The organism is Pseudomonas inefficax (assembly GCF_900277125.1).
Classification (GTDB): Bacteria; Pseudomonadota; Gammaproteobacteria; order Pseudomonadales; family Pseudomonadaceae; genus Aquipseudomonas; species Aquipseudomonas inefficax.
Map to the genome: position 1 here is coordinate 38,225 of NZ_OPYN01000103.1, position 19,626 is coordinate 57,850.

A 19,626-nucleotide genomic window follows, 5' to 3' on the forward strand; every position below is an offset into this window, starting at 1 on the left:
TCTGCCAGGCCGCCCAAGGCCGGATAATGACCAGGTCTTGCAACAGGAGAACCGATTCATGTCCGAAGAACGCTACATGCGCGAAGCGCTCGACCTGGCCCGCGCCAACATCAAGGCCGGTGGCCGGCCCTTCGGCGCTGTGCTGGTGTACAAGGGGCAGGTGCTGGCGCGTGCGGTCAACGAGATTCACAGCACCCAGGACCCGACCGCCCACGCCGAGATGCAGGCCATCCGCAAGGCCAGCCACGCTCTGGGCCAGGCGCGCCTGGATGGCGCCGAGATCTACGCCAGCGGTCACCCGTGCCCGATGTGCCTGGCGGCCATGCACCTGTGTGGCATCGAGCGGGCCTGGTTTGCCTACGACAACGCCGAGGGCGAACCCTACGGTTTGTCCACCGCGGCGGTATATGCGCAGATGGCTCGCCCGCCTCAGCAGCAGAGCCTGCCGCTGCGCGCCTTGAAGCCCAGCGGCGAAGCCGGTCTGTACCTTGAATGGAAACAGGCCAACGCACAATGAGAGCGGCATTGAACCTGTTGCTGGTCATGCTGCTGGCACTGAACCTGCGGCCGATACTGACCAGCATCGGCCCGTTGCTCGAACCCATGCGCGCCAGCACCGGCCTGGGTTACCAGCAGGCGGCCTTGCTGACGGCGTTGCCGGTGTTGTGCATGGGCCTGGTGCCCTTGCTGCAACCCTGGTTGCGGCGCTGGATCAGCGAACATGGCGGCATGCTCGCTGGCCTGTCAGCCATTGCCCTGGCCTGCCTGTGGCGCCTGCAACTGGACAGCGCCTGGGCGCTGATTGCCAGTGCGGTGGTCGCCGGCCTGGGGGTGGCGGTAGTGCAGGGCATGATGCCGGGGCTGGTCAACCGCTGGTTCCCCGGCCGCCTGGCGGGGGCGATGGGCCTGTATTCGGCAGCGCTGATGAGCGGCGGCGGCCTGGCCGCCGTGCTCGGGCCGCACATCAGTGGCTACTTCGGCCACTGGCAGGTCGGCCTGGGCCTGTGGGCGATTCCTGCGGTGCTGGCGGTGCTGGCCTGGGCCGTGCTGCGGCCACGCCAGGAGGCGCCGAAGCTGGCCGGTGCAACCGGCGGGCACTGGTTCGGAACGCGCAGGGCCTGGTTGCTGGCGCTGTACTTCGGCTTGATCAACGGCGGCTACACCAGCATGGTGGCCTGGTTGCCGGCCTATCACATCGAGCATGGCGGCAGCGCCCAGGGCGGCGCCGACCTGGTTGGCCTGATGACCATCTTCCAGGTGGCCGGCGCACTGGGCCTGCCGCTGTTGCTGCGGCGCTGGGCAGACCGGCGCCCGGGCCTGTGGCTGGCCCTGGCGATCCAGCTGGCGGGTTTCCTCGGCCTGTTGCTGGCACCCACGCTGGCCTCGGGGCTGTGGGTGGCGATGATCGGTTTCGGCCTGGGTGCCTGCTTCAGCCAGAGCCTGACGCTGACCCTGGAGCACCTGAAGACGCCTGCCGAAGCTGGCAGCCTGGCGGCGTTCGTACAGGGCATCGGCTTCATCATCACCGGCATCGTGCCGTACATTACCGGCTGGTTGCGCGACGTGAGCGGTGATTTCCAGGCCTCCTGGACGCTGCTGACCGTGACCGTGGTGGCGATGCTGCTGGTTACCGCGTGCTTCAACCCACGCGGTTATGCCGCGGCGATTGCCCGCCCGGTAGCGGCGGGCAAGGCCGCGTCGGTCAACTGAGGCGCTGCAGGGTGTCGCGCACCCGGTCCAGCGCCGGGTCGATGTCCAGCAGCTCGATGGCGCCGAAGCCCAGCAACAGCCCAGGGCGCACTGGCGCTTCGCTGAAGAACGGCGCCAGCGAGTAAAGGCCGACCTCCACCTTGCGTGCGAGGTTGGCCAGCAGCTCGACATCGACCCCAGGCCTGGCCAGGGCGCTGAGGTGGAAGCCAGCGCTGGCGGGGATGGCGCTGAACCACGGTGCCAGGTCACCGCCCAACCGCGCGAGGATGCGTTCGCGACGGGCGCTGTAGACCTCGTGGCAACGGCGGATGTGCTTGTTCAGGTGGCCTTCGCCGAGAAAGCGCGCCAGTGCCCACTGCAACAGGGTCGGGCTGTGCCAGTCGCTGAGGTGCTTGGCCACGCAGGCGGCCTTCAGCACGGCGGGCGGCAGTATGGCGTAGCCCAGGCGCAGCTCGGGCAGCAAGGTCTTGGAAAAGGTCCCCACATAGGCCACCAGGCCATGGCGGTCGAGGCGCTGCAACGCGTCTGCGGCTGGCCCGTGGTAGCGGAACTCGCAGTCGTAGTCGTCTTCGATGATCAACGCACCCAGCTCGGCGGCCCGTGCCAGCAGGGCGTGCCGGCGTGGCTCGCTCATCGGCATGCCCAGCGGGAACTGGTGCGAGGGCGTCACGTAGATCAGCCGGGTACCGTCGGCGATCTGCTCCACGCACAGCCCTTCATCGTCCACCGGTACCGATTGCAGTCGCGCGCCCAGGGCCAGGAACAGTTGCCGCGCCGGCGGGTAGCCGGGGTCTTCCATGGCCACCTGGCAACCTGGCTCGACCAGTACCCGGGCGATCAGGTCCAGAGCCTGCTGGGCGCCGTTGCACACCAGCAGGTCGGCGGCGCTGCAGTGCACGCCGCGGGTGTAGGCGATGTGATGGGCGATGGCCTCGCGCAGCTCTGGCAGGCCCTGGGCCGGGAACTGCCGCTCGGGGTGGCGCTGGCTGCGGCGCAGGGCATGGTTCAGGCAACTGCGCCACTGGTCGAACGGGAACTGCGCCTTGCTCGAGGCTCCGCCGATGAAGTCATAACGCGAGGGAGCCTCCAGCTGGCGTTGGCTCAGCACGGTGGCGCGCTGCTGCCAGCGCTCGAGCGACGCGGCAGCGGCCAAGGGAATGGTGGTCGATTCGCTGCTGCGCAGCGGCTGGCGCGGAGTGATGAAGGTGCCCCGGCCGACCACGCCGCTCAGCAGGTTGTCGTAGGTCAGCCGGGAATAGGCCTCGGCCACGGTCTTGCGCGACACGCCCAACTGCTCTGCCAGCAGGCGGCTGGGCGGCAGTTGGGTGCCGGCGGCCAGGTGGCCGCTGTCGATGCCGGCGCGCAGTTGCTGGTAAAGCTGGTCGGCCAGGCCTTTGCGGCCTTCCAGGCGAATGTGCAGTTCCATGGTGTGGTCCGGAGCAGAAGAGTGCTCAGGATAGCGGATTGACCGGGGACGGGCATGGGGCCGCTTTGCGGCCCATCGCCGGCAAGCCGGCTCCCACAGGTATCACACCAGGCCTGAAGCCTGTGCAGCACCTGTGGGAGCTGGCTTGTCGTGGCGACGAACCGCGTCGATGGGTTGCAGAGCAGCCCTGAAACAGGCAGTCGGTAATCAGAGCCGGGCAGTGCTCACCGTGATGTAGCCCCTGTCCGCCAGGGCGATGCATATCACCGTCTCGTCCACCGGCGCCTTGCGGATGCGCTTGATGCGCACGCCTTCCACTGCAGCCGCTTTCATATGCTCGTTAATGGCTCGCCCTTTCGGGTCGAAGAACACCTCGCTGGCCAGCAACTCGATACGCTCGATCAGTTGCCGGGAGCGTTCATCGGTGGCGCAGAAGAACATCACCCCCGACAGGTGGGGGTCTTGTTCCGGGTTGTTGATGTCATGGGCCAGCAGTTCGCGCAAAGTACTGCGCAATTCGGCGGTGGGGCGGGCATACAGGTGCATGCGGAGCCTCCTCTGGATCGCGACCTTGCGTCATCCAGTGCCGATCATGTTTATAGTAGGCAGGGGCAACAAGTAGGACGCATCCGAGCGACGCGTAGGGCTTTTCTGAAGATGCCGGAATGACAACCCAAGCTGGCGGGAGGACGGCGCCTGCGGCACAATTTGCCGCCCGCTACCTGCCTTGCCGAGGATTGTCATGAACAGCCATTTCCAAGCCGTCGACCTGCAAAAGGCCTATCGCCTGCTGAACCACGGTCCGACGGTGCTGGTGTCGGCCAGCCACGAAGGGGTGGACAATGTGATGGCAGCTGCCTGGGCCTGTGCGCTGGATTTCGACCCACCCAAGGTGACCGTGGTGCTCGACAAGACCGCCCGCACCCGGCAGTTGGTGGAGGGCAGTGGCTGGTTCGTGATCCAGGTGCCAACCGCGGCGCAGGCGCAGCTGACCCACCAGGTGGGTACCCGCAGCCTGTTCGACCAGCCCGACAAGCTCGCCAACATTGGTGTGCAGCTGGCGCGGGTCGAGGGGCATGCGGCGCCATTGGTGGAGGGCTGCTCGGCCTGGTTGATGTGCCGGGTTATCGACGAGCCGCACAACCAGACCACTTACGACCTGTTCATTGGCGAGGTGGTAGCGGCCTGGGCCGATGACCGGGTGTTCCGTGATGGCCACTGGGCCTACGAGCATGCTGACCCACAGTGGCGCAGTTTGCACTACGTGGCGGGTGGGCATTTTTACGCGATAGGCGAGCCGGTGGTGGTCGATCCGCAAAGTTGATCACACCTGCCCCGGCCTCATCGCCGGCAAGCCGGCTCCCACCTCGACCGCGTCGACCTCAAGTCATGCGCTATCCCTGTGGTGGCTTGCCGGCGATGGGCCCTGACAGGCAACACAAGACAGTTGCTCCCACAGGTATCACGCCAGGCCTGAAGCCTGTGCAGTACCTGTGGGAGCTGGCTTGCCAGCGATCGGGCCGTATAGCGGCCCCTGTCGGTATCAGCGCCCGACTTCCTGCTTGAAGCGCAAACGCCAGCCATGCAGCAACGGTTCGGTGTAGCCACTGGGCTGCTGACGCCCCTTGAACACCAGCTCCCGCGCCGCGCGGAAGGCATGCGATGCCTCGAAACCGGCGGCCATCGGCCGGTACGCCGGGTCCCCGGCATTCTGCTGGTCGACCACGCGGGCCATGCGCTGCAAGGTCGCCTCGACCTGGTCGGCATCGACCACCCCGTGGTGCAGCCAGTTGGCAATGTGCTGCGCCGAAATCCGCAGGGTCGCGCGGTCTTCCATCAGGCCCACGTCATGGATATCCAGCACCTTGGAACAGCCGACCCCTTGCTCGACCCAGCGCACCACGTAACCGAGGATACCCTGGCAGTTGTTGTCCAGTTCGGCCTGGATGTCGGCTGCGCTCCAGGGCCGCTCAGGGCTGACCGGGACACTGAGCAGGTCATGCAGCAACTCGGCGCGCTGGGCATTCAGGTCAACCTGTTCCAGCGTTTGCTGTACGGCCGCCACATCCACCTGGTGGTAGTGCAGCGCATGCAGTGTCGCGGCGGTGGGCGAGGGTACCCAGGCCGTGTTGGCACCGGCTCTGGGCTGGGCGATTTTCTGTTCGAGCATGGCCGCCATCAGGTCGGGCATGGCCCACATGCCCTTGCCGATCTGCGCCTTGCCGCGCAGGCCACAGGCCAGGCCCACCAACACGTTGCTGCGCTCGTAGGCCTGGATCCATGCGCTGCCTTTCATGTCGCCCTTGCGCAGCATGGCGCCGGCTTGCATGGCCGTGTGCATCTCGTCGCCGGTGCGATCGAGGAAGCCGGTGTTGATGAACACCACCCGTGAAGCGGCGCTGGCGATGCAGGCCTTGAGGTTGACGCTGGTACGCCGTTCCTCGTCCATGATGCCCATCTTCAGCGTGTGTGCGGGCAGGCCCAACAAGGCTTCGACGCGGCCGAACAGCTGGTCGGCAAAGGCCACCTCGGCCGGCCCGTGCATCTTCGGCTTGACGATGTACAGGCTGCCCTCGCGGGAATTGCCACGGCGCTTGAGGTCATGCAGGCCGATCAGGCTGGTGACCACGGCATCGAGGATGCCTTCCGGGATTTCCCGGCCATCGCGGTCGTGGATGGCCGGGTTGGTCATCAGGTGGCCGACGTTGCGGATGAACAGCAGCGAGCGGCCTGGCAGGGTCAGTGGTTGGCCGTCTGCGCCGTGGTAGTGGCGGTCTTCGGCCAGGGTGCGTTCGAAGGTTTTGCCGCCCTTGTTGACCTGTTCGCTGAGGTTGCCCTTCATCAGGCCGAGCCAGTTGCGGTAGACGTTGACCTTGTCGTCGGCATCCACGGCGGCTACCGAGTCTTCGCAGTCGATGATGGTGGTGAGCGCAGCCTCCAGCAGGATGTCCTTGACCCCGGCCGGGTCCTGCTGGCCGATGGCGTTGGCCGGGTCGACCTGGATTTCGAAATGCAGCTGGTGATGCTGCAACAGGATCGCTGTTGGCGTGTTCGGCTCACCCTGGTAACCACGCAGTTGCGCGGGCTGCCTGAGGCCTGCCTGGCGGCCATCGGCCAGGGTTACCTGCAGCGTGCCCCGGTTGATCGCGTAGGCCTTGGCATCGTTGTGTGACGCACCGTCGAGAGGGGCTGCGGTGTCGAGAAACTGCCGGCCATAGGCGATCACCTTGGCGCCGCGTCGCGGGTTGTAGCCCTGGCCAAGTTCGGCGCCATCGGTCTCGGCGATGGCATCGGTGCCGTACAGGGCGTCGTACAGCGAGCCCCAGCGGGCGTTGGCGGCGTTGAGGGCGTAACGGGCGTTGCTCAGTGGCACCACCAGTTGCGGGCCGGCCTGTACGGCGATCTCGCGGTCGACGTTGCGGGTGTTGACCTGCACGCTGGCCGGGGGCTCCACCAGGTAGCCGATGTCTTGCAGGAACTGCTGGTACGCGGCCATGTCACGGATCGGGCCGGGGTGCTGGCGGTGCCAGTTGTCCAGTTCTGTCTGCAGGCGCTCGCGTTCGGCGAGCAGGGCGCGGTTTTGCGGGGCAAGGTCATGGACCAGGGTGCTGAAGCCTTGCCAGAAGGTACGGGCTTCGATGCCGGTGCCGGGGAGGACTTCGTCTTCGATGAAGCGCTGCAGGGTGGGGGCGATCTGGAGTGGATGGTTTGGCATTGTCTGTTCGCTCGATGGTCAGTCTTCTGGATAACTTTTGCTTTTGCCGGCCTCTTCGCGGGTGAACCCGCTCCCACAGGGCTTTCACAAGGCCTGAGACCTGTGCAGCACCTGTGGGAGCGGGTTTACCCGCGAATAGGCCGGTACAGGATTCAGAGGGCAGCCGCCCCGGCCTTGGCCACCTGGGCATCCTGTTCGGCCTTGACCCCGGACACGCCGATCGCCCCCACCACCTGCCCATCCACCCGCAGCGGCACGCCGCCTTCCAGGCTTGTCAGCAGCGGCGCGGTGACGAAAGCGGTACGGCCACCATTGACCATTTCCTCGTAATCCCGCGTCTCCTTGCGCCCCAGTGCGGCGGTGCGGGCCTTTTCCATCGCGATGTAGGCACTGGCCGGTGCGCAGCCGTCCAGGCGCTCCAGGGCCAGCGGGTGGCCGCCGTCGTCGACCACGGCAATGGTCACGTTCCATTGTTGCGCCTGGGCTTCCTGGCGGGCTGCGGTCAGCACGCGGGCGACTTCGGCCTGGCCGATAACGGGCTTGCTATGCATGGTGGTTCTCCGGGTTCAAGGCTGCTTCGACGATTTCGATCCAGTGCCGCACCGGTGTGCGCCCGGCCCCGTCGAGGTGGGCCTGGCAGCCGATGTTGGCGGTGGCGATAACTTGCGGGTTGCCGCTTTCCAGGGCGTTGAGGCGGTTGTCGCGCAGTTGTAGCGACAGCTCAGGCTGGGTCAGTGAATAGGTGCCGGCCGAGCCGCAGCACAGGTGGCCATCCGGTACCGGAGTCAAGGTAAAGCCCAGGCGTGTCAACAACGCCTCTACCGCACCCCCCAGCTTCAGCGCGTGCTGCAGGGTGCATGGGCAATGGAAGGCCAGGCGCTGTTCGGCGCACAGGCCCAGTTGCTCGACCGGCTCGTCGCGCAGCACCTCCACCAGGTCGCGGGACAGGGCGCTGACCCGTGCGGCCTTGGCGGCGTAGCGCGGGTCCTTTTCCAGCAGGTGGCCGTAGTCACGCACGAACGCGCCGCAGCCGCTGGCGGTTTGCACGATGGCCTCGGCGCCGGCTTCGATGGCTGGCCACCAGGCATCGATGTTGCGCCGCGCTCGTAGCAGGCCTTGCTCCTGGGCATTGAGGTGATAGTCCACCGCGCCACAGCAGCCGGCCTGCTGGATCGGCACCACGCTGATGCCCAGGCGGTCCAGCAGGCGTGCGGCGGCGGCATTGGTGTTGGGCGACAGGGCCGGTTGCACGCAGCCTTCCAGCATCAGCACCCGACGCGCATGGCGCGGTGCGGGGCGTTGGCCGGGGGCGGTGACCCGCGCCGGCAGCTTGCGCTTGAGCGTGGCCGGCAACAGCGGGCGCAGGGGCTGGCCGCTTCGGGTCAGGGCCTTGAACAGCGCGGGGCGTGGCACCACTGCTCGCAGGCCCTGGCGCAGCAGGCGCTGGCCGAGCGGCCGTGGCACCTGCTGTTCGACAAAGCCGCGGCCGATGTCCAGCAGGTCATGGTACTTCACCCCGGAAGGGCAGGTGGTTTCACAGTTGCGGCAGGTCAGGCAGCGATCCAGGTGCAACTGGGTGCTGGCGGTGATCGGCGCGCCTTCGAGCATCTGCTTGATCAGGTAGATGCGTCCACGTGGGCCGTCCAGTTCATCACCCAGCAGCTGGTAGGTGGGGCAGGTGGCGGTGCAGAAACCACAGTGCACGCAGGAGCGCAGGATGCTTTCGGCCTCGTCGGCGCGGGCCAGTTGCCGGGCGGCTTCGCTCAGGTTTGTTTGCATGGTTCGGCCTCACAGGTCCGGGTACAGACGGCCAGGGTTGAATACCCCCTGGGGGTCGAGTTGCTGCTTGAGCGCACGGTGGTAGCGCATCAGTGGGGCGCAAAGCGGTGGGCTGCTGGCAGCGCCAGGGGCATGGCAGGTAGCGTGGCCACCGACCCTGGCGACCCGCTCGCGAATGTCCTGCGCCGGTGCCGTGGACTTCAGCCAGCGCTGGGCGCCACCCCAGTCGATCAGTTGCTGGCCGGGCAGGTCCAGCTCGCCGGTGGCGTTGGGCACGGACAAGCGCCACAGCGGCGCGGGGCCGGCAAAGAACGCCAGGCGCTGCTCGCGCAGGTCGCTCCAGAAGCGGCTGTCCAGCGCTTCGCCGCCAAGGCGCTGGCGTGCCGACTGCACCGAGCCTTCGCCGCCTTCCAGGCGCAGGTACAGCGCCTCGCCGTCATGGCAGGCCGCGCTGATCGGCAGCGGCTGCTGGCCCCATTCGGCCAGCTCCGCCAACGCCTGGTGGCGGCCCATCGGCAGGCGCAGGCTGAGGCACTGGCGCGGGCGTGGCAGCACTTTCAGCGATACCTCGGTCAGCAACCCGAGGCAGCCGAAGCTGCCGGCCATCAGCCGCGACACATCGTAGCCAGCAACGTTCTTCATCACTTCGCCACCAAAGCGCAACAGTTTGCCGTGGCCGGTGATCACTCGCGTGCCCAGCACATAGTCGCGCACCGACCCGGCCCACGGCCGCCTTGGGCCCGACAGCCCGGCCGCGACCATGCCACCCAGCGTAGCGTCGGGGCCCAGGTGCGGTGGTTCGCAGGGCAGCATCTGGCCAGCTTCCTGCAGCGCCGCCTCGATCTCGCGCAGCGGCGTGCCGGCGCGGGCAGTCAGCACCAGCTCGGTCGGGTCGTAGCTGACGATGCCGCGGTGGCTGCGGGTGTCGAGCACCTCGCCGGCCACCGGGCAGCCGAGCATGGCCTTGCTGTTACCGCCCTGGATACGCAGTGGCGTGGCCTGGTTCAGCGCCTGGTTTACCTGCTCCAGCAGGGCCTGGCTGATGTCGCGGTCCATGCTCATCAGAAGCGCTCCAGTTCGGGGAAGGGCAATTGCCCATGGTGCACGTGCATGGCGCCAAACTCGGCGCAGCGGTGCAGGGTAGGGATGTTCTTGCCGGGGTTGAGCAGGCCCTGTGGGTCGAAGGCAGCCTTCACCGCATGGAACAGGGTGATTTCGTCGCTGTTGAACTGTGCGCACATCTGGTTGATCTTCTCGCGCCCCACGCCGTGCTCGCCGGTGATGCTGCCGCCCACGGCCACGCACAGTTCGAGGATCTTGCCGCCGATGGCTTCGGCACGTTCCAGCTCGCCTGGCAGGTTGGCATCGAACAGGATCAGCGGGTGCATGTTGCCGTCGCCGGCATGGAACACGTTGGCCACGCGCAGGCCGTATTCGTCGGACAGTTCGCTGATGCCCTTGAGCACCCGCGGCAGTTCGCGGCGCGGGATGGTGCCGTCCATGCAGTAGTAGTCTGGCGATATGCGCCCAACCGCCGGGAAGGCGTTCTTGCGCCCGGCCCAGAAGCGCACGCGCTCGGCCTCGTCGCAGGCCAGCCGCACATCACGCGCGCCGGCCTGGCCCAGCACGGCGGCGACCCGTTCGCAGTCGTCGTGCACATCGGCCTCGACGCCATCCAGCTCGCACAGCAGGATGGCCGCCGCGTCCACCGGGTAGCCGGCATGGATGAAGTCCTCGGCGGCGCGGATCGCCAGGTTGTCCATCATCTCCAGGCCGCCGGGGATGATCCCGGCAGCGATGATTTCGGCCACTGCCCGGCCGGCGTCCTCGACGCTGTCGAAGCTGGCCAGCAGCACCCGCGCCACCTGGGGCTTGGGCAGCAGCTTGACGGTGACTTCGGTGACGATGCCGAGCATGCCTTCGGAGCCGGTGAACAGTGCCAGCAGGTCGAAACCAGGGCTGTCCAGTGCATCGCTGCCGAGGGTCAGGCGCTCGCCCTCGACCGTGAGGATTTCCACCTTGAGCAGGTTGTGCACGGTCAGGCCGTACTTGAGGCAGTGCACGCCACCGGCGTTCTCGGCGACATTGCCGCCGATGGAGCAGGCAATCTGCGAGGACGGGTCCGGCGCGTAGTACAGGCCGTGGGGCGCGGCCGCCTGGGAGATGGCCAGGTTGCGCACGCCGGGCTGCACACGGGCGAAGCGGCCCTGCGGGTTTACTTCGAGAATGCGGTTGAAGCGTGCCATCACCAGCAGGATGCCCTTGGCCAGTGGCAGGGCGCCGCCCGACAGGCCGGTACCGGCGCCGCGTGCCACCACCGGCACGCCACGCTGGTGGCAGAGCCTGAGCAGCGTTTGCACCTGCTCCAGGCGCTCGGGCAGCACCACCAGCAGCGGCACCGTGCGGTAGGCCGAGAGGCCGTCGCACTCATAGGGCTTGAGGTCTTCTTCGCGGTGCAGGATCTCGAGGTCCGGCAGGTCAGCGCGCAGCGCTTGCAGCAGCGCCCCCCGGTCCACATCGGGCAGCGCGCCATCGACGCGTTCGTCGTACAGGATATTCATCGGCTCACTCGGCAACGGTATTTGTTGTTGTTGGCAAAGCGCTCACCCTTGCAGCCTGCGCGTGGCTGCGGCCTGGGTCGAGTACGGGGTTGACTGGTCCTACCAGTTTTTGCGGCCGGTACTGGTCATTGACGGCTTTGCCCGGCTAGATTGGGGCAGATGGTTCAAGTGGTCCTACCAGCAGGAGGGTGCGCAGTGGGTACTGAAGGCAAGGCCAAGGTCGCTGATCAGGTGGCCGAACGGGTCGAGCGGCTGATCGTCGAAGGCGTGCTCAAGGTGGGCCAGGCCCTGCCGTCGGAGCGACGCCTGGTGGAAAAACTGGGCTGCTCACGCTCGGCGCTGCGTGAAGGCCTGCGCATCCTGCGCGGGCGCGGCATCATCGACACCGAGCAGGGACGAGGCTCGTTCGTGGCCGACCTGACGGGCCAAGCGGGCGCCACGCCCCTGATGCACCTGTTCAGCTCGCAGCCGCGCACGCTGTTCGACCTGCTGGAAGTGCGGGCGTTACTGGAGGCCGAATCTGCGCGTCTGGCGGCGTTGCGGGCCACTGAGGTCGACCGTTTGCTGATTCGTCGGCGCTATGAGGAAATGCTGGCTGCGCACGAAACCCCCGAAGCGATAGATGCCCGTGAACATGCCCATCGCGACCATGCCTTTCACCGTGCAATCAGCGAGGCGTCGCACAACCCGGTGCTGGTGCATACCTTGCAAACGCTCAGTGACCTGACCTTGAGCACGGTGTTCGCCTCGGTCAACAACCTGTATTGCCGGCCGGCGCAGAAGCGCCAGATCGACCGCCAGCATGCGCGGTTGTATCAGGCAGTGATGGAGCAGCTGCCCGAGCAGGCGCAGCGCGCGGCGCGCGAACATATCAACGGGATCCGCGACAGTTTGCGGGAGATAGAGCAGGAAGAGCAGCGGCTGGTAAGGGCTACCATGCGCATGGATGGCTGGGGGTGAATGTATGCCTGTGCCGGCCCTTTCGCGGGTAAACCCGCTCCCACAGGGGACCGCACTGGGTTCGAAGTCGGTGCGGTTCCTGTGGGAGCGGGTTTACCCGCGAAGAGGCCAGTGCAGGGTTACCTCACTCAATGATCGGCTATGCGGTCGTCCTGCGAGAGGAGGGCCCGGGCCAGCTCTTCATCATTGGCCTGCAGGCCAGGGTTGTCCTTGCGGGCTTGTTCCAGCGCCGACTCCACATAGGCGCCACGGATTGCACCACCGCTGGCGACGTAGGCCGAAAGCTCGTCACGCGCCGGGATGATCCGTTTGTCGTCCTTGAAGGTCGAGTAGAGCGAGGCGGAAACACCGGCCGAGGTTGCGACGTCGCCTGCGTCGACGTCAGCCAGGGCAGCACCGGCAGGCAGCAGGAGCAGCAGCGCAGGGGCGAGGAGTAGGTGGCGCATGGTGTGTTCTCCAGTAGCGTGAAACGCAAGTAATTGGAACCACTCAGTGTTTAAGAAAGCGCAGGTGGGGTGGTAGTTCCCTTGTTTACGCTGGAGATTGCCGGGGCTGATTCGCAGCCCATCGCCGGCAAGCCAGCTCCCACAGGGACCATTGACCCTGGCGGGCCAGGCGTGATCTGCTCGGGCTGATGGCCCAATCATTCAATGGACACTGAAGGTTCTCACCCATGCCCGACTACAAGCTGCATTGTTTCGCCGAATCAGGTAACGCCTACAAGGCCGCCCTGATGCTTGAGCTCACCGGCCAGGACTGGCAGCCGGTGTTCGTCGACTTCTTCAATGGCCAGACACGCGAACAAACCTGGCGCGACGAAGTGAACGAGCAGGGCGAGGTGCCGGTGCTGGAACACGCCGGCAAATCCTTCACCCAGTCTGCGCTGATCCTCGATTACCTTGCGGAAAAAACCGGGCAGTTCGGCCCCCGCGACGAAGACGAAAAGCGCGAAATCTGGCGCTGGATGCTGTTCGACAACCACAAGTTCACCAGTTACTACGCGGCGCTGCGCTTTCTTTTCTGCCTGAAGAAAACCGGTGAAACGGACGTGACCCGGTTCCTGCGTGAACGTGCCGTGGCGGCCTACCGTATTGTCGACGCGCACCTGGCGAAGACGCCGTTCATGGTCGGTGGCCGGCTGACTATCGCTGACCTGTCGTTGGCCGGGTATGTGTTCATGCCTGAGGACACTGGCATTGCGTTGGCGCAGTTCACCCACATCGAGGCCTGGAAGGCGCGAATCCAGGCGTTGCCAGGGTGGAAGCACCCGTATGAGCTGATGCCCCGCGCGGCATCCTGAGCAGTCCGGCTCGCCAGGCCATGGTGCAGTGGCTTTTGGCGGGCCAGCCATTCTGATGACCGGTCGGTGACAAGCGCAGCGGCGTGGCTACGCTCAAAAATCAGGAAACATTCTGAAATATTTGGCCGGCAAGGCCCTGAAGGATCTCGTTCACCGCTGCAGATGGATGGCCGCACTGGCTAGCAGGTCGCCCCATGGGGGGCCGCAAATCACGGGGTGCGTAGTGCAACCCGGTGTTATTCCAAGCGGAGGCTCATGATGCTCAGGAAATGCTTGTTGGCTTTGGCTATCGGTGCAGTATTGTCGGCTTCGGCCGTGTTGGTGCCTGACTCCATTGGCGTTACCTCCAGCGCGTACGCGAAGGATGGTAGCGGTGGCGGTGGCGGCGGTGGTCACGGTGGAGGAGGCAGCGGCGGTGGCGGTGGCCATGGCGGCGGAGGTGGTGGTAGTGGTGGCGGTGGTGGCCATGGTGGCGGTAGTGGCGGCGGTGGTCATGGCGGTGGAGGTGGTGGTAGCGGCGGCGGTGGCTCGGGTGGTGGCCACGGCGGCAGTGGCAGCGGGCACAGTGGCGATGGTGGTGGGCATGGTGGCCCGGGTCATGATGGCCGCGGGCGCAATGGTGCTGATGATGGTGCCGACCATGAGGCTAACCACGAAGCGAATCATGAAGCCAATCACGAAGCCAACCATGAGGCGAATCACGATGTAGGCGAGCCCCACGGGGTAGGGCATGGCGCTGATGATGGGGCTGAGCATGATGTTGGGGATGATCGCGGAGGCGAACGGAACTAGCAGCCTGGGTGTCTGTGCCGGCCCTTTCGCGGGTAAACCCGCTCCCACAGGTACCGTGCCGATATCAAGCTTGGCGCGGTCCCTGTGGGAGCGGGTTTACCCGCGAAGGGGCCAGCACAGGTTTACAAGCCATCAGATCGACAACCGCACCACCCGGTTATCCAGCACCTGCTGCTCCTGCCCTCTACGCTTGTTCACCACCAGCTCGCCAATCGCAATCAGCCGGGTGCGAGTGATGTTGCGCGACAACCCCAGCAACTGCGCGGTATGTACCTGGTTGTAATGGCAGAACCGGTAGGCCGACCGCAACAGGGCATTTTCCACCTTCTCGTACAGGTCACCCGACTGCTCTTCGTACAAGCGGCTGAACGCTCGCTGCAGCAGATCCTCCACACCATTGCCCGCCGGCTCTTCCTCCTGCCGTTCGATACGCAAGTTCGACAAGCGCAGGTCCTGCGCCTGCACCGTACCGTCGCCACAGGTCAGCAAGCTGTGGTGAATCACGTTCTCCAGTTCGCGGATGTTGCCCGGCCAACTGTATTCCACCAGCTTGGCCTGGGCCTTGGCGCTCAGCTCCACCGGCCCGTAGCCCAGCCGGTCGCTGTAGCTGCGGATGAAGTGTCGGGCCAGCGGCAGGATGTCACCGGGGCGGTCGCGCAATGGGTGCAACTGCAAGGTCACCACGTTCAGCCGGTAGTACAGGTCTTCGCGGAAATGCCCCGCGTTAATGGCCTTTTCCAGTTGCACGTTGGTCGCCGCCAGTACCCGCACATTGATCGGGATGCTCTTGCGCGACCCCAGCCGCACCACTTCGCGCTCCTGCAGCACGCGCAGCAGCTTGACCTGGATCGGCAACGGCAGGTCGCCGATTTCGTCAAGGAACAGCGTGCCGCCGTTGGCCTCCTCGAACCAGCCCGCCTTGGCTGCCAGGGCGCCGGTGAAGGCGCCTTTTTCATGGCCGAACAGCTCCGCCTCGACCAGCGATTCGGAGAAGGCACCGCAGTTGACCGCGACGAACGGGCCGTTGCGCCGGCCACTGAGGTTATGGATGTGGCGTGCGACCAGCTCCTTGCCCGTGCCGGTTTCGCCGATGATCAGCACGCTCGCCTCGCTGGGGGCGACCTGTTGCAGGTGGGCGAGCAGCGCCTGTGACCGGGGGTCTTCGAAAACCTGTGCGGTCGCCCGGATCGAGGTGGCCAGTGTCGGGGACGGTGGGAGGGTCAGCAGTTGCATGGGCAATCCTCAGGAATAGAAGGATGGGGCAGGGCGCTTGTCGTTGAGGGCCCACTCGCCGAGTTCGTGGATGCGGTAATCCACCGGGTCGTGCAGGGTTTGCGTGCGCAGGTTGCGCCAGTGCCGGTCGAAGCGCAGCGAGGCATGGGTTGCGCGTGCGCCGGTGACTTCGAACAGGCGGTTGCAGATGTCCAGGCCATGGCGGCTGGCGGCGACCTTGGCGGTGCCGATGGCCAGGGCCAGGTCGCCGCGCTCTTGCGCCGTGAGGGCGTGCTCCCTGGCCCAGGCGGCATCGAGCTGGCGTGCGGCCCGTTCGATCAGCAGGCGCACGCTCTCCAGGCCGACCCAGAACTCGCCGTAATGGCGCAGCACGTACGGGTCTTCGGCGCTGCTGGCGGCGCTGGAGCGGAACCACGGCCGGCTTTCCTTGAGCGTGTACTGGCGGGCCTCCTCGAACGCCCCCTCGGCGATGCCGAGGAACAGGTTGGCGAAGTGCAACTGGGCAATCAGCGGACGCAGGGCGGCAAACGGCGTGCTCAGGGGGCCGGGGTCGAGCAGCAGTTCGTTGTGCTCCACCCGTACCCGCTCGAAGGTGGCGCTGCCGCTGTCGGTCTGGCGCTGGCCGATGTTGTTCCAGTCGCTGTGCAGGCTGATGCCGGTGCGGCCACTGGGGATGGCGGCGATCAGCAGCTTGCCGCCGGCACGTTCGTCCACCGCCGAGGCGATGAGCATTTCCGAGTCGCTGGCGCCGGAGCAGAAGCTTTTCTTGCCGGAAAACTCGCACCAGCCATCGAAGTGCTTGACCACCGTGCGGGTGTCCAGCGGGTTCAGGGCATTGCCCCAGAACCACTGCTTGCGGGCGGTCTGCTCGAACCACGGTTGCCATTGGTCCGGGCGCGAGAACAGGCGCACGGTGGCCAGCATCAGGTGATGGAAACCGAACACGTGGGCGATGGAGCTGTCGACCCGGGCGAACTCGCGCACCACCGCGAAGGTGTCGTGCCAGCTGGCACCCTGGCCGCCGAAGGCCTGCGGAATCACCAGCGACAGCAGGCCGCTGTCACGCAGGGCGTCGCGCTCGGCTTTTGGCGTGCCGCCGCGTTCATCGCGCTCGACGGCGGTCTGGGCAAACTGCCCGGCAAGTTCGCGGGCGATGGCCAGGGCAGGGCGTTGTGGCGTATTCACAGGTGCATTCATGGCCGCTCCTCAGGCGCTCTTGCGCAGCGCATGATGGGCGCCGAACAGCGGCACGGCGCGCTCGGCGGCCAGGCGGATACGGGCGGCAAGGGCTGCGCTGGAAACACGGTAGTCGGCCATTTCCGCCTGGCTGGCGAACACGCCGATGGGCAGGGTCAGGGCTTGCAGGAAGCTGAACAGTGGACGCAGCTGGTGGTCGAGCACCAGCGCGTGGCGCTCGCTGCCGCCGGTGGCGGCCAGCAGCACTGGAGTGTCGACCAGGGCGTCCTGGCCGATCAGGTCGAACAGGTGCTTGAAGTGGCCGGTGAAGCTGCCGCGGTACACCGGCGTGGTCACCACCAGCAGGTCGGCTTTTTCCACCAGGCGCAGTTGCTGTTCGACGGCCTCGGGCAGTTCGCTGCGCCACAGGGCGCTACCCAGCGGGCGGGCGATCTCGCCCAGCTCGATCAGGTGCGGCTTGATGTGCAGGTGCTGGGCCAGTTCGGCGACGATCGCCTCGGTCAGGGCCAAGGTGCGCGAAGGGCGGGCAGTGCCGCCAGACAGGGCTACGACGTTCAGTGGGGTGCTCATGGGCAGGTCTCCGGTTCGGGTTGAGCGGGGGACTTTGCTTGAGCAATCGTCGTGCCGAGATTGAATGTTCTTTTATATCAACTGGTTAGCGCATTTTGATGGTTGCGGCGCTGTTGCCGTGTGGGCGTTGCCTGTTGATCGTGTGTTGCGCTGCAGACAGTTGGCCAGGTGTTGGCGGCTGTGCAGTTAGGATATTTATAGAGGGTCAGGGAGTGGTTAAAAAGGAATAAGATCTTATATTCTTATGCTTTATTTTTATTTCGATGTCCTGGGGCCGCTTCGCGCCCCATCGCGACACAAGGCCGCTCCCACAGGATTTGCGCTGCCTGCTACGCAACACTGAACTTGTGGGAGCGGCCTTGCGTCGCGAAAGGGCTGCGAAGCGGCCCCACAAATCTCAAGTGTGCGGCACGCTCCGAGGCACTACCCCACCCGCAAACTGCGGCTTCAGATGCCCCTGCTCATCCAGCAGATAGGCATCCATCACCTCCCGCACCACCGGCCCTGCCACCCGCCCGCCAGCTTCACCGTTCTCGATCATCACCGCCACCACCACACTCGGGTGATCAGCCGGGGCAAAGCCGACGAACAGGGCATTGTCGCGGTGCCGCTCCAACGTCTTGTTGCGGTTGTAGCGTTCGCCCTGCTTGATCGCCACCACCTGCGCGGTGCCGCTCTTGCCGGCAATCCGGTACTGCGCACCAGCCGCGGCAGCGCGGGCGATGCCGCGCGGGTCGTGCATGACCATCTGCATGCCCTGGCTGACCTGGTCCCAGGCGTGCCTGTCGTGCAGCACGATATCGGGCATCGGGTTGGGGTCTACCGGTGCATCGCCGCCCACGGTCATGGCCAGGTGCGGGCGGTGCCACACGCCCTTGCTCGCCAGCAAGCTGGTGGCCTGGGCCAGCTGCAGCGGGGTTACCTGCATGTAGCCCTGGCCGATGCCCAGGATCAGCGTCTCGCCCGGGAACCAGGCCTGGCGCCGGGTGGCGCGCTTCCACTCGGCCGACGGCATCAGCCCGGACGCCTCCTCGAACATGTCCAGCGAGACCTTCTGGCCCAGGCCGAACTCGGCCATGTAGTCGTGCAGGCGGTCGATGCCGAGCTTGTGCGCCAGGTCGTAGAAGTAGGTGTCGTTGGAACGCATGATGGCGGTGTACATATCCACCCAGCCATCGCCGCTGCGGTTCCAGTTGCGGTACTTGTGGTCGTAGTTGGGCAGCTCGTAGTAGCCGGGGTCGAACACCCGGCTGCCCGGGGTGATCACGCCGCTGTCGAGGCCGGCGATGGCCACCTCCGGCTTCACCGTCGAACCGGGGGCATACAGGCCGCGCAGCACCCGGTTGAACAGCGGGCGGTCGATGGAATCGCGCAGGGCGGCGTACTGTTTGAAGCTGATGCCCTTGACGAACAGGTTGGGGTCGAAGCTGGGGTTGCTGACCATCGCCAGCACATCGCCATTGGCTGGGTCGAGCACCACCACCGAGCCGCGGCGGTCGCCCAGGGCCTTTTCCGCGGCCAGTTGCAGCTGGGCGTCCAGGGTCAGGACGATGTCTTGGCCCGGGGTCGGGGCCTTGTGGTCGAGCACGCGCATCACTCGGCCCTGGGCGTTGGTCTCGACCTCCTCGTAGCCCACGTGGCCATGCAGTTGGCTTTCATAGAAGTGCTCGATGCCAGTCTTGCCGATCGACTGCGTGCCCCGGTATTCGGTGCTGTCGAGGGTCCTGGCCTCTTTCTCGTTGATGCGCCCCACATAGCCCACCGAGTGGGCGAAATGCTCGGCCAGCGGGTACTCGCGGATGAACTGCGGTTCCACCTCCAGGCCTGGCAGGCGGAACTGGTTCACCGCCACCAGGGCTATCTGCTCCTCGCTCAGGCCGACCATCAGAGTCACCGGCTCGAACGGCTTGCGGCCACGGCGCAGATCCTTGTCGAACTGCTTGCGGTCGTCCTCGGTCAGGCTCAGCACCTGGGCCAGCGTGTCGAGCACCTTGGCCGTGTCGCCGCCGGCCCGCTCGCGGGTCATGGTCAGGTCGAAACTGGGCTTGTTGTCGGCCAGCACCACGCCGTTGCGGTCGTAGATCAGCCCGCGCTCGGGGGCGATGGGCAGCACGTGCACGCGGTTGTTTTCCGATACGGCGGTCTGCTGGTCGTGCTGCAGCACCTGCAGCACATAGAGCCGGCCCACCAGCACGGCACACAGGCTGAAGACCAGGGCGGCGCAGGCCAGAAGCCGGCGGTTGACCAGGTGCTTTTCCTTTTCGTGGTCCTTGAGTGGGATGGGTTGCGGCATTGGTGACTCTGTCCTGAGGGTAGCAGTGCCTGTAGGAGCAGCCTTGTGCTGCGAAGCGGGCGGCAGCACCCTAGTAGTTCTGCAGGCCAT

The 19,626-nt window shown here is 66.1% G+C and carries 18 protein-coding genes; 5 read left to right on the forward strand and 13 right to left on the reverse strand.

What is annotated here, in order from left to right; genetic code table 11:
• Positions 1 to 58 precede the first annotated feature (58 nt).
• The gene (locus JV551A3_RS12965) at positions 59 to 517 is read left to right on the forward strand and encodes a nucleoside deaminase (RefSeq protein WP_133971720.1); all 459 of its coding nucleotides are present in this window, start codon (positions 59 to 61) and stop codon (positions 515 to 517) included.
• Entirely contained in the window at positions 514 to 1,710 is a 1,197-nt protein-coding gene (locus JV551A3_RS12970; protein ID WP_133971722.1) for a cyanate transporter, read from the forward strand. Before JV551A3_RS12965 ends, JV551A3_RS12970 begins: the two co-directional genes overlap by 4 nt.
• Here JV551A3_RS12970 and pdxR read toward each other — a convergent pair.
• Together pdxR and JV551A3_RS12980 are read right to left on the reverse strand one after the other, a co-directional pair.
• A complete protein-coding gene (gene pdxR / locus JV551A3_RS12975; RefSeq protein WP_133978743.1) occupies positions 1,703 to 3,136 on the reverse strand; it encodes a MocR-like pyridoxine biosynthesis transcription factor PdxR in 1,434 nt (477 codons plus the stop codon). The two genes, JV551A3_RS12970 and pdxR, sit on opposite strands and share 8 nt — an antisense overlap.
• 207 nt (positions 3,137 to 3,343) lie before the next feature.
• Positions 3,344 to 3,682 carry a hypothetical protein gene (locus JV551A3_RS12980; RefSeq protein WP_133978744.1) on the reverse strand — a complete coding sequence of 113 codons (339 nt, stop codon included), beginning with the start codon at positions 3,680 to 3,682 and terminating at the stop codon, positions 3,344 to 3,346.
• Positions 3,683 to 3,878: 196 nt separating this feature from the next.
• Here JV551A3_RS12980 and JV551A3_RS12985 point away from each other — a divergent pair, with 196 nt between their 5' ends.
• A complete protein-coding gene (locus JV551A3_RS12985; RefSeq protein ID WP_133978745.1) occupies positions 3,879 to 4,460 on the forward strand; it encodes a flavin reductase family protein in 582 nt (193 codons plus the stop codon).
• 219 nt (positions 4,461 to 4,679) lie between these two features.
• Here the strand turns inward: JV551A3_RS12985 and JV551A3_RS12990 are convergent, their stop codons facing one another.
• From JV551A3_RS12990 to glcD, 5 genes are all read right to left on the reverse strand, one after another.
• Positions 4,680 to 6,851 (reverse strand): malate synthase G, encoded by a 2,172-nt coding sequence (locus tag JV551A3_RS12990; RefSeq protein WP_133971730.1) that lies wholly within the window; start codon positions 6,849 to 6,851, stop codon positions 4,680 to 4,682.
• Between the two features lie 152 nt (positions 6,852 to 7,003).
• A complete protein-coding gene (locus JV551A3_RS12995) occupies positions 7,004 to 7,402 on the reverse strand; it encodes a heme-binding protein (RefSeq protein ID WP_133971732.1) in 399 nt (132 codons plus the stop codon).
• A complete protein-coding gene (glcF, locus tag JV551A3_RS13000; protein WP_133971734.1) occupies positions 7,395 to 8,630 on the reverse strand; it encodes a glycolate oxidase subunit GlcF in 1,236 nt (411 codons plus the stop codon). Before glcF ends, JV551A3_RS12995 begins: the two co-directional genes overlap by 8 nt.
• 9 nt (positions 8,631 to 8,639) lie before the next feature.
• Positions 8,640 to 9,692 carry a glycolate oxidase subunit GlcE gene (gene glcE / locus JV551A3_RS13005; protein WP_133971736.1) on the reverse strand — a complete coding sequence of 351 codons (1,053 nt, stop codon included), beginning with the start codon at positions 9,690 to 9,692 and terminating at the stop codon, positions 8,640 to 8,642.
• Complete coding sequence (gene glcD / locus JV551A3_RS13010; protein ID WP_112252701.1) at positions 9,692 to 11,191, reverse strand: glycolate oxidase subunit GlcD; 1,500 nt, start codon at positions 11,189 to 11,191, stop codon at positions 9,692 to 9,694. The genes glcE and glcD overlap by 1 nt, the downstream gene beginning before the upstream one ends.
• A gap of 159 nt (positions 11,192 to 11,350) precedes the next feature.
• On the opposite strand from glcD, the gene glcC reads away from it, so the two are divergent.
• The gene (gene glcC / locus JV551A3_RS13015) at positions 11,351 to 12,151 is read left to right on the forward strand and encodes a transcriptional regulator GlcC (protein ID WP_166674246.1); all 801 of its coding nucleotides are present in this window, start codon (positions 11,351 to 11,353) and stop codon (positions 12,149 to 12,151) included.
• A gap of 128 nt (positions 12,152 to 12,279) precedes the next feature.
• Here glcC and JV551A3_RS13020 read toward each other — a convergent pair whose 3' ends face one another.
• Positions 12,280 to 12,597 carry a DUF2388 domain-containing protein gene (locus tag JV551A3_RS13020; RefSeq protein WP_003260922.1) on the reverse strand — a complete coding sequence of 106 codons (318 nt, stop codon included), beginning with the start codon at positions 12,595 to 12,597 and terminating at the stop codon, positions 12,280 to 12,282.
• A 227-nt stretch (positions 12,598 to 12,824) separates the two neighbouring features.
• Between JV551A3_RS13020 and JV551A3_RS13025 the strand changes: the two genes are divergently transcribed.
• Positions 12,825 to 13,451 (forward strand): glutathione S-transferase family protein, encoded by a 627-nt coding sequence (locus tag JV551A3_RS13025; protein WP_133971740.1) that lies wholly within the window; start codon positions 12,825 to 12,827, stop codon positions 13,449 to 13,451.
• Between the two features lie 150 nt (positions 13,452 to 13,601).
• Here the strand turns inward: JV551A3_RS13025 and JV551A3_RS31400 are convergent, their stop codons facing one another.
• The 5 genes from JV551A3_RS31400 to mrdA all read right to left on the reverse strand — a co-directional run bounded on the left by JV551A3_RS31400 (position 13,602) and on the right by mrdA (position 19,536).
• The gene (locus JV551A3_RS31400; RefSeq protein WP_133971742.1) at positions 13,602 to 14,207 is read right to left on the reverse strand and encodes a hypothetical protein; all 606 of its coding nucleotides are present in this window, start codon (positions 14,205 to 14,207) and stop codon (positions 13,602 to 13,604) included.
• A 168-nt stretch (positions 14,208 to 14,375) separates the two neighbouring features.
• Positions 14,376 to 15,476 (reverse strand): sigma54-dependent transcriptional activator SfnR, encoded by a 1,101-nt coding sequence (gene sfnR / locus JV551A3_RS13040; RefSeq protein ID WP_085593485.1) that lies wholly within the window; start codon positions 15,474 to 15,476, stop codon positions 14,376 to 14,378.
• A gap of 9 nt (positions 15,477 to 15,485) precedes the next feature.
• A complete protein-coding gene (locus tag JV551A3_RS13045; protein ID WP_133971746.1) occupies positions 15,486 to 16,673 on the reverse strand; it encodes an acyl-CoA dehydrogenase family protein in 1,188 nt (395 codons plus the stop codon).
• Positions 16,674 to 16,682: 9 nt separating this feature from the next.
• Positions 16,683 to 17,243, reverse strand: a complete 561-nt coding sequence (msuE, locus tag JV551A3_RS13050; protein WP_133971748.1) for an FMN reductase — start codon at positions 17,241 to 17,243, stop codon at positions 16,683 to 16,685.
• 397 nt (positions 17,244 to 17,640) lie between these two features.
• Entirely contained in the window at positions 17,641 to 19,536 is a 1,896-nt protein-coding gene (gene mrdA, locus JV551A3_RS13055; RefSeq protein WP_133978747.1) for a penicillin-binding protein 2, read from the reverse strand.
• Positions 19,537 to 19,626: the final 90 nt, after the last annotated feature.

Excerpts from the sequence above, each read along its gene's own strand:
- JV551A3_RS12965 (WP_133971720.1), top strand. The coding sequence starts at position 59 with ATGTCCGAAGAACGCTACATGCGCGAAGCGCTCGACCTGGCCCGCGCC.
- JV551A3_RS12970 (WP_133971722.1), top strand. The coding sequence starts at position 514 with ATGAGAGCGGCATTGAACCTGTTGCTGGTCATGCTGCTGGCACTGAAC.
- pdxR (WP_133978743.1), bottom strand. The coding sequence starts at position 3,136 with ATGGAACTGCACATTCGCCTGGAAGGCCGCAAAGGCCTGGCCGACCAG.
- JV551A3_RS12980 (WP_133978744.1), bottom strand. The coding sequence starts at position 3,682 with ATGCACCTGTATGCCCGCCCCACCGCCGAATTGCGCAGTACTTTGCGC.
- JV551A3_RS12985 (WP_133978745.1), top strand. The coding sequence starts at position 3,879 with ATGAACAGCCATTTCCAAGCCGTCGACCTGCAAAAGGCCTATCGCCTG.
- JV551A3_RS12990 (WP_133971730.1), bottom strand. The coding sequence starts at position 6,851 with ATGCCAAACCATCCACTCCAGATCGCCCCCACCCTGCAGCGCTTCATC.
- JV551A3_RS12995 (WP_133971732.1), bottom strand. The coding sequence starts at position 7,402 with ATGCATAGCAAGCCCGTTATCGGCCAGGCCGAAGTCGCCCGCGTGCTG.
- glcF (WP_133971734.1), bottom strand. The coding sequence starts at position 8,630 with ATGCAAACAAACCTGAGCGAAGCCGCCCGGCAACTGGCCCGCGCCGAC.
- glcE (WP_133971736.1), bottom strand. The coding sequence starts at position 9,692 with ATGAGCATGGACCGCGACATCAGCCAGGCCCTGCTGGAGCAGGTAAAC.
- glcD (WP_112252701.1), bottom strand. The coding sequence starts at position 11,191 with ATGAATATCCTGTACGACGAACGCGTCGATGGCGCGCTGCCCGATGTG.
- glcC (WP_166674246.1), top strand. The coding sequence starts at position 11,351 with ATGGTTCAAGTGGTCCTACCAGCAGGAGGGTGCGCAGTGGGTACTGAA.
- JV551A3_RS13020 (WP_003260922.1), bottom strand. The coding sequence starts at position 12,597 with ATGCGCCACCTACTCCTCGCCCCTGCGCTGCTGCTCCTGCTGCCTGCC.
- JV551A3_RS13025 (WP_133971740.1), top strand. The coding sequence starts at position 12,825 with ATGCCCGACTACAAGCTGCATTGTTTCGCCGAATCAGGTAACGCCTAC.
- JV551A3_RS31400 (WP_133971742.1), bottom strand. The coding sequence starts at position 14,207 with ATGCTCAGCCCCATCATCAGCGCCATGCCCTACCCCGTGGGGCTCGCC.
- sfnR (WP_085593485.1), bottom strand. The coding sequence starts at position 15,476 with ATGCAACTGCTGACCCTCCCACCGTCCCCGACACTGGCCACCTCGATC.
- JV551A3_RS13045 (WP_133971746.1), bottom strand. The coding sequence starts at position 16,673 with ATGAATGCACCTGTGAATACGCCACAACGCCCTGCCCTGGCCATCGCC.
- msuE (WP_133971748.1), bottom strand. The coding sequence starts at position 17,243 with ATGAGCACCCCACTGAACGTCGTAGCCCTGTCTGGCGGCACTGCCCGC.
- mrdA (WP_133978747.1), bottom strand. The coding sequence starts at position 19,536 with ATGCCGCAACCCATCCCACTCAAGGACCACGAAAAGGAAAAGCACCTG.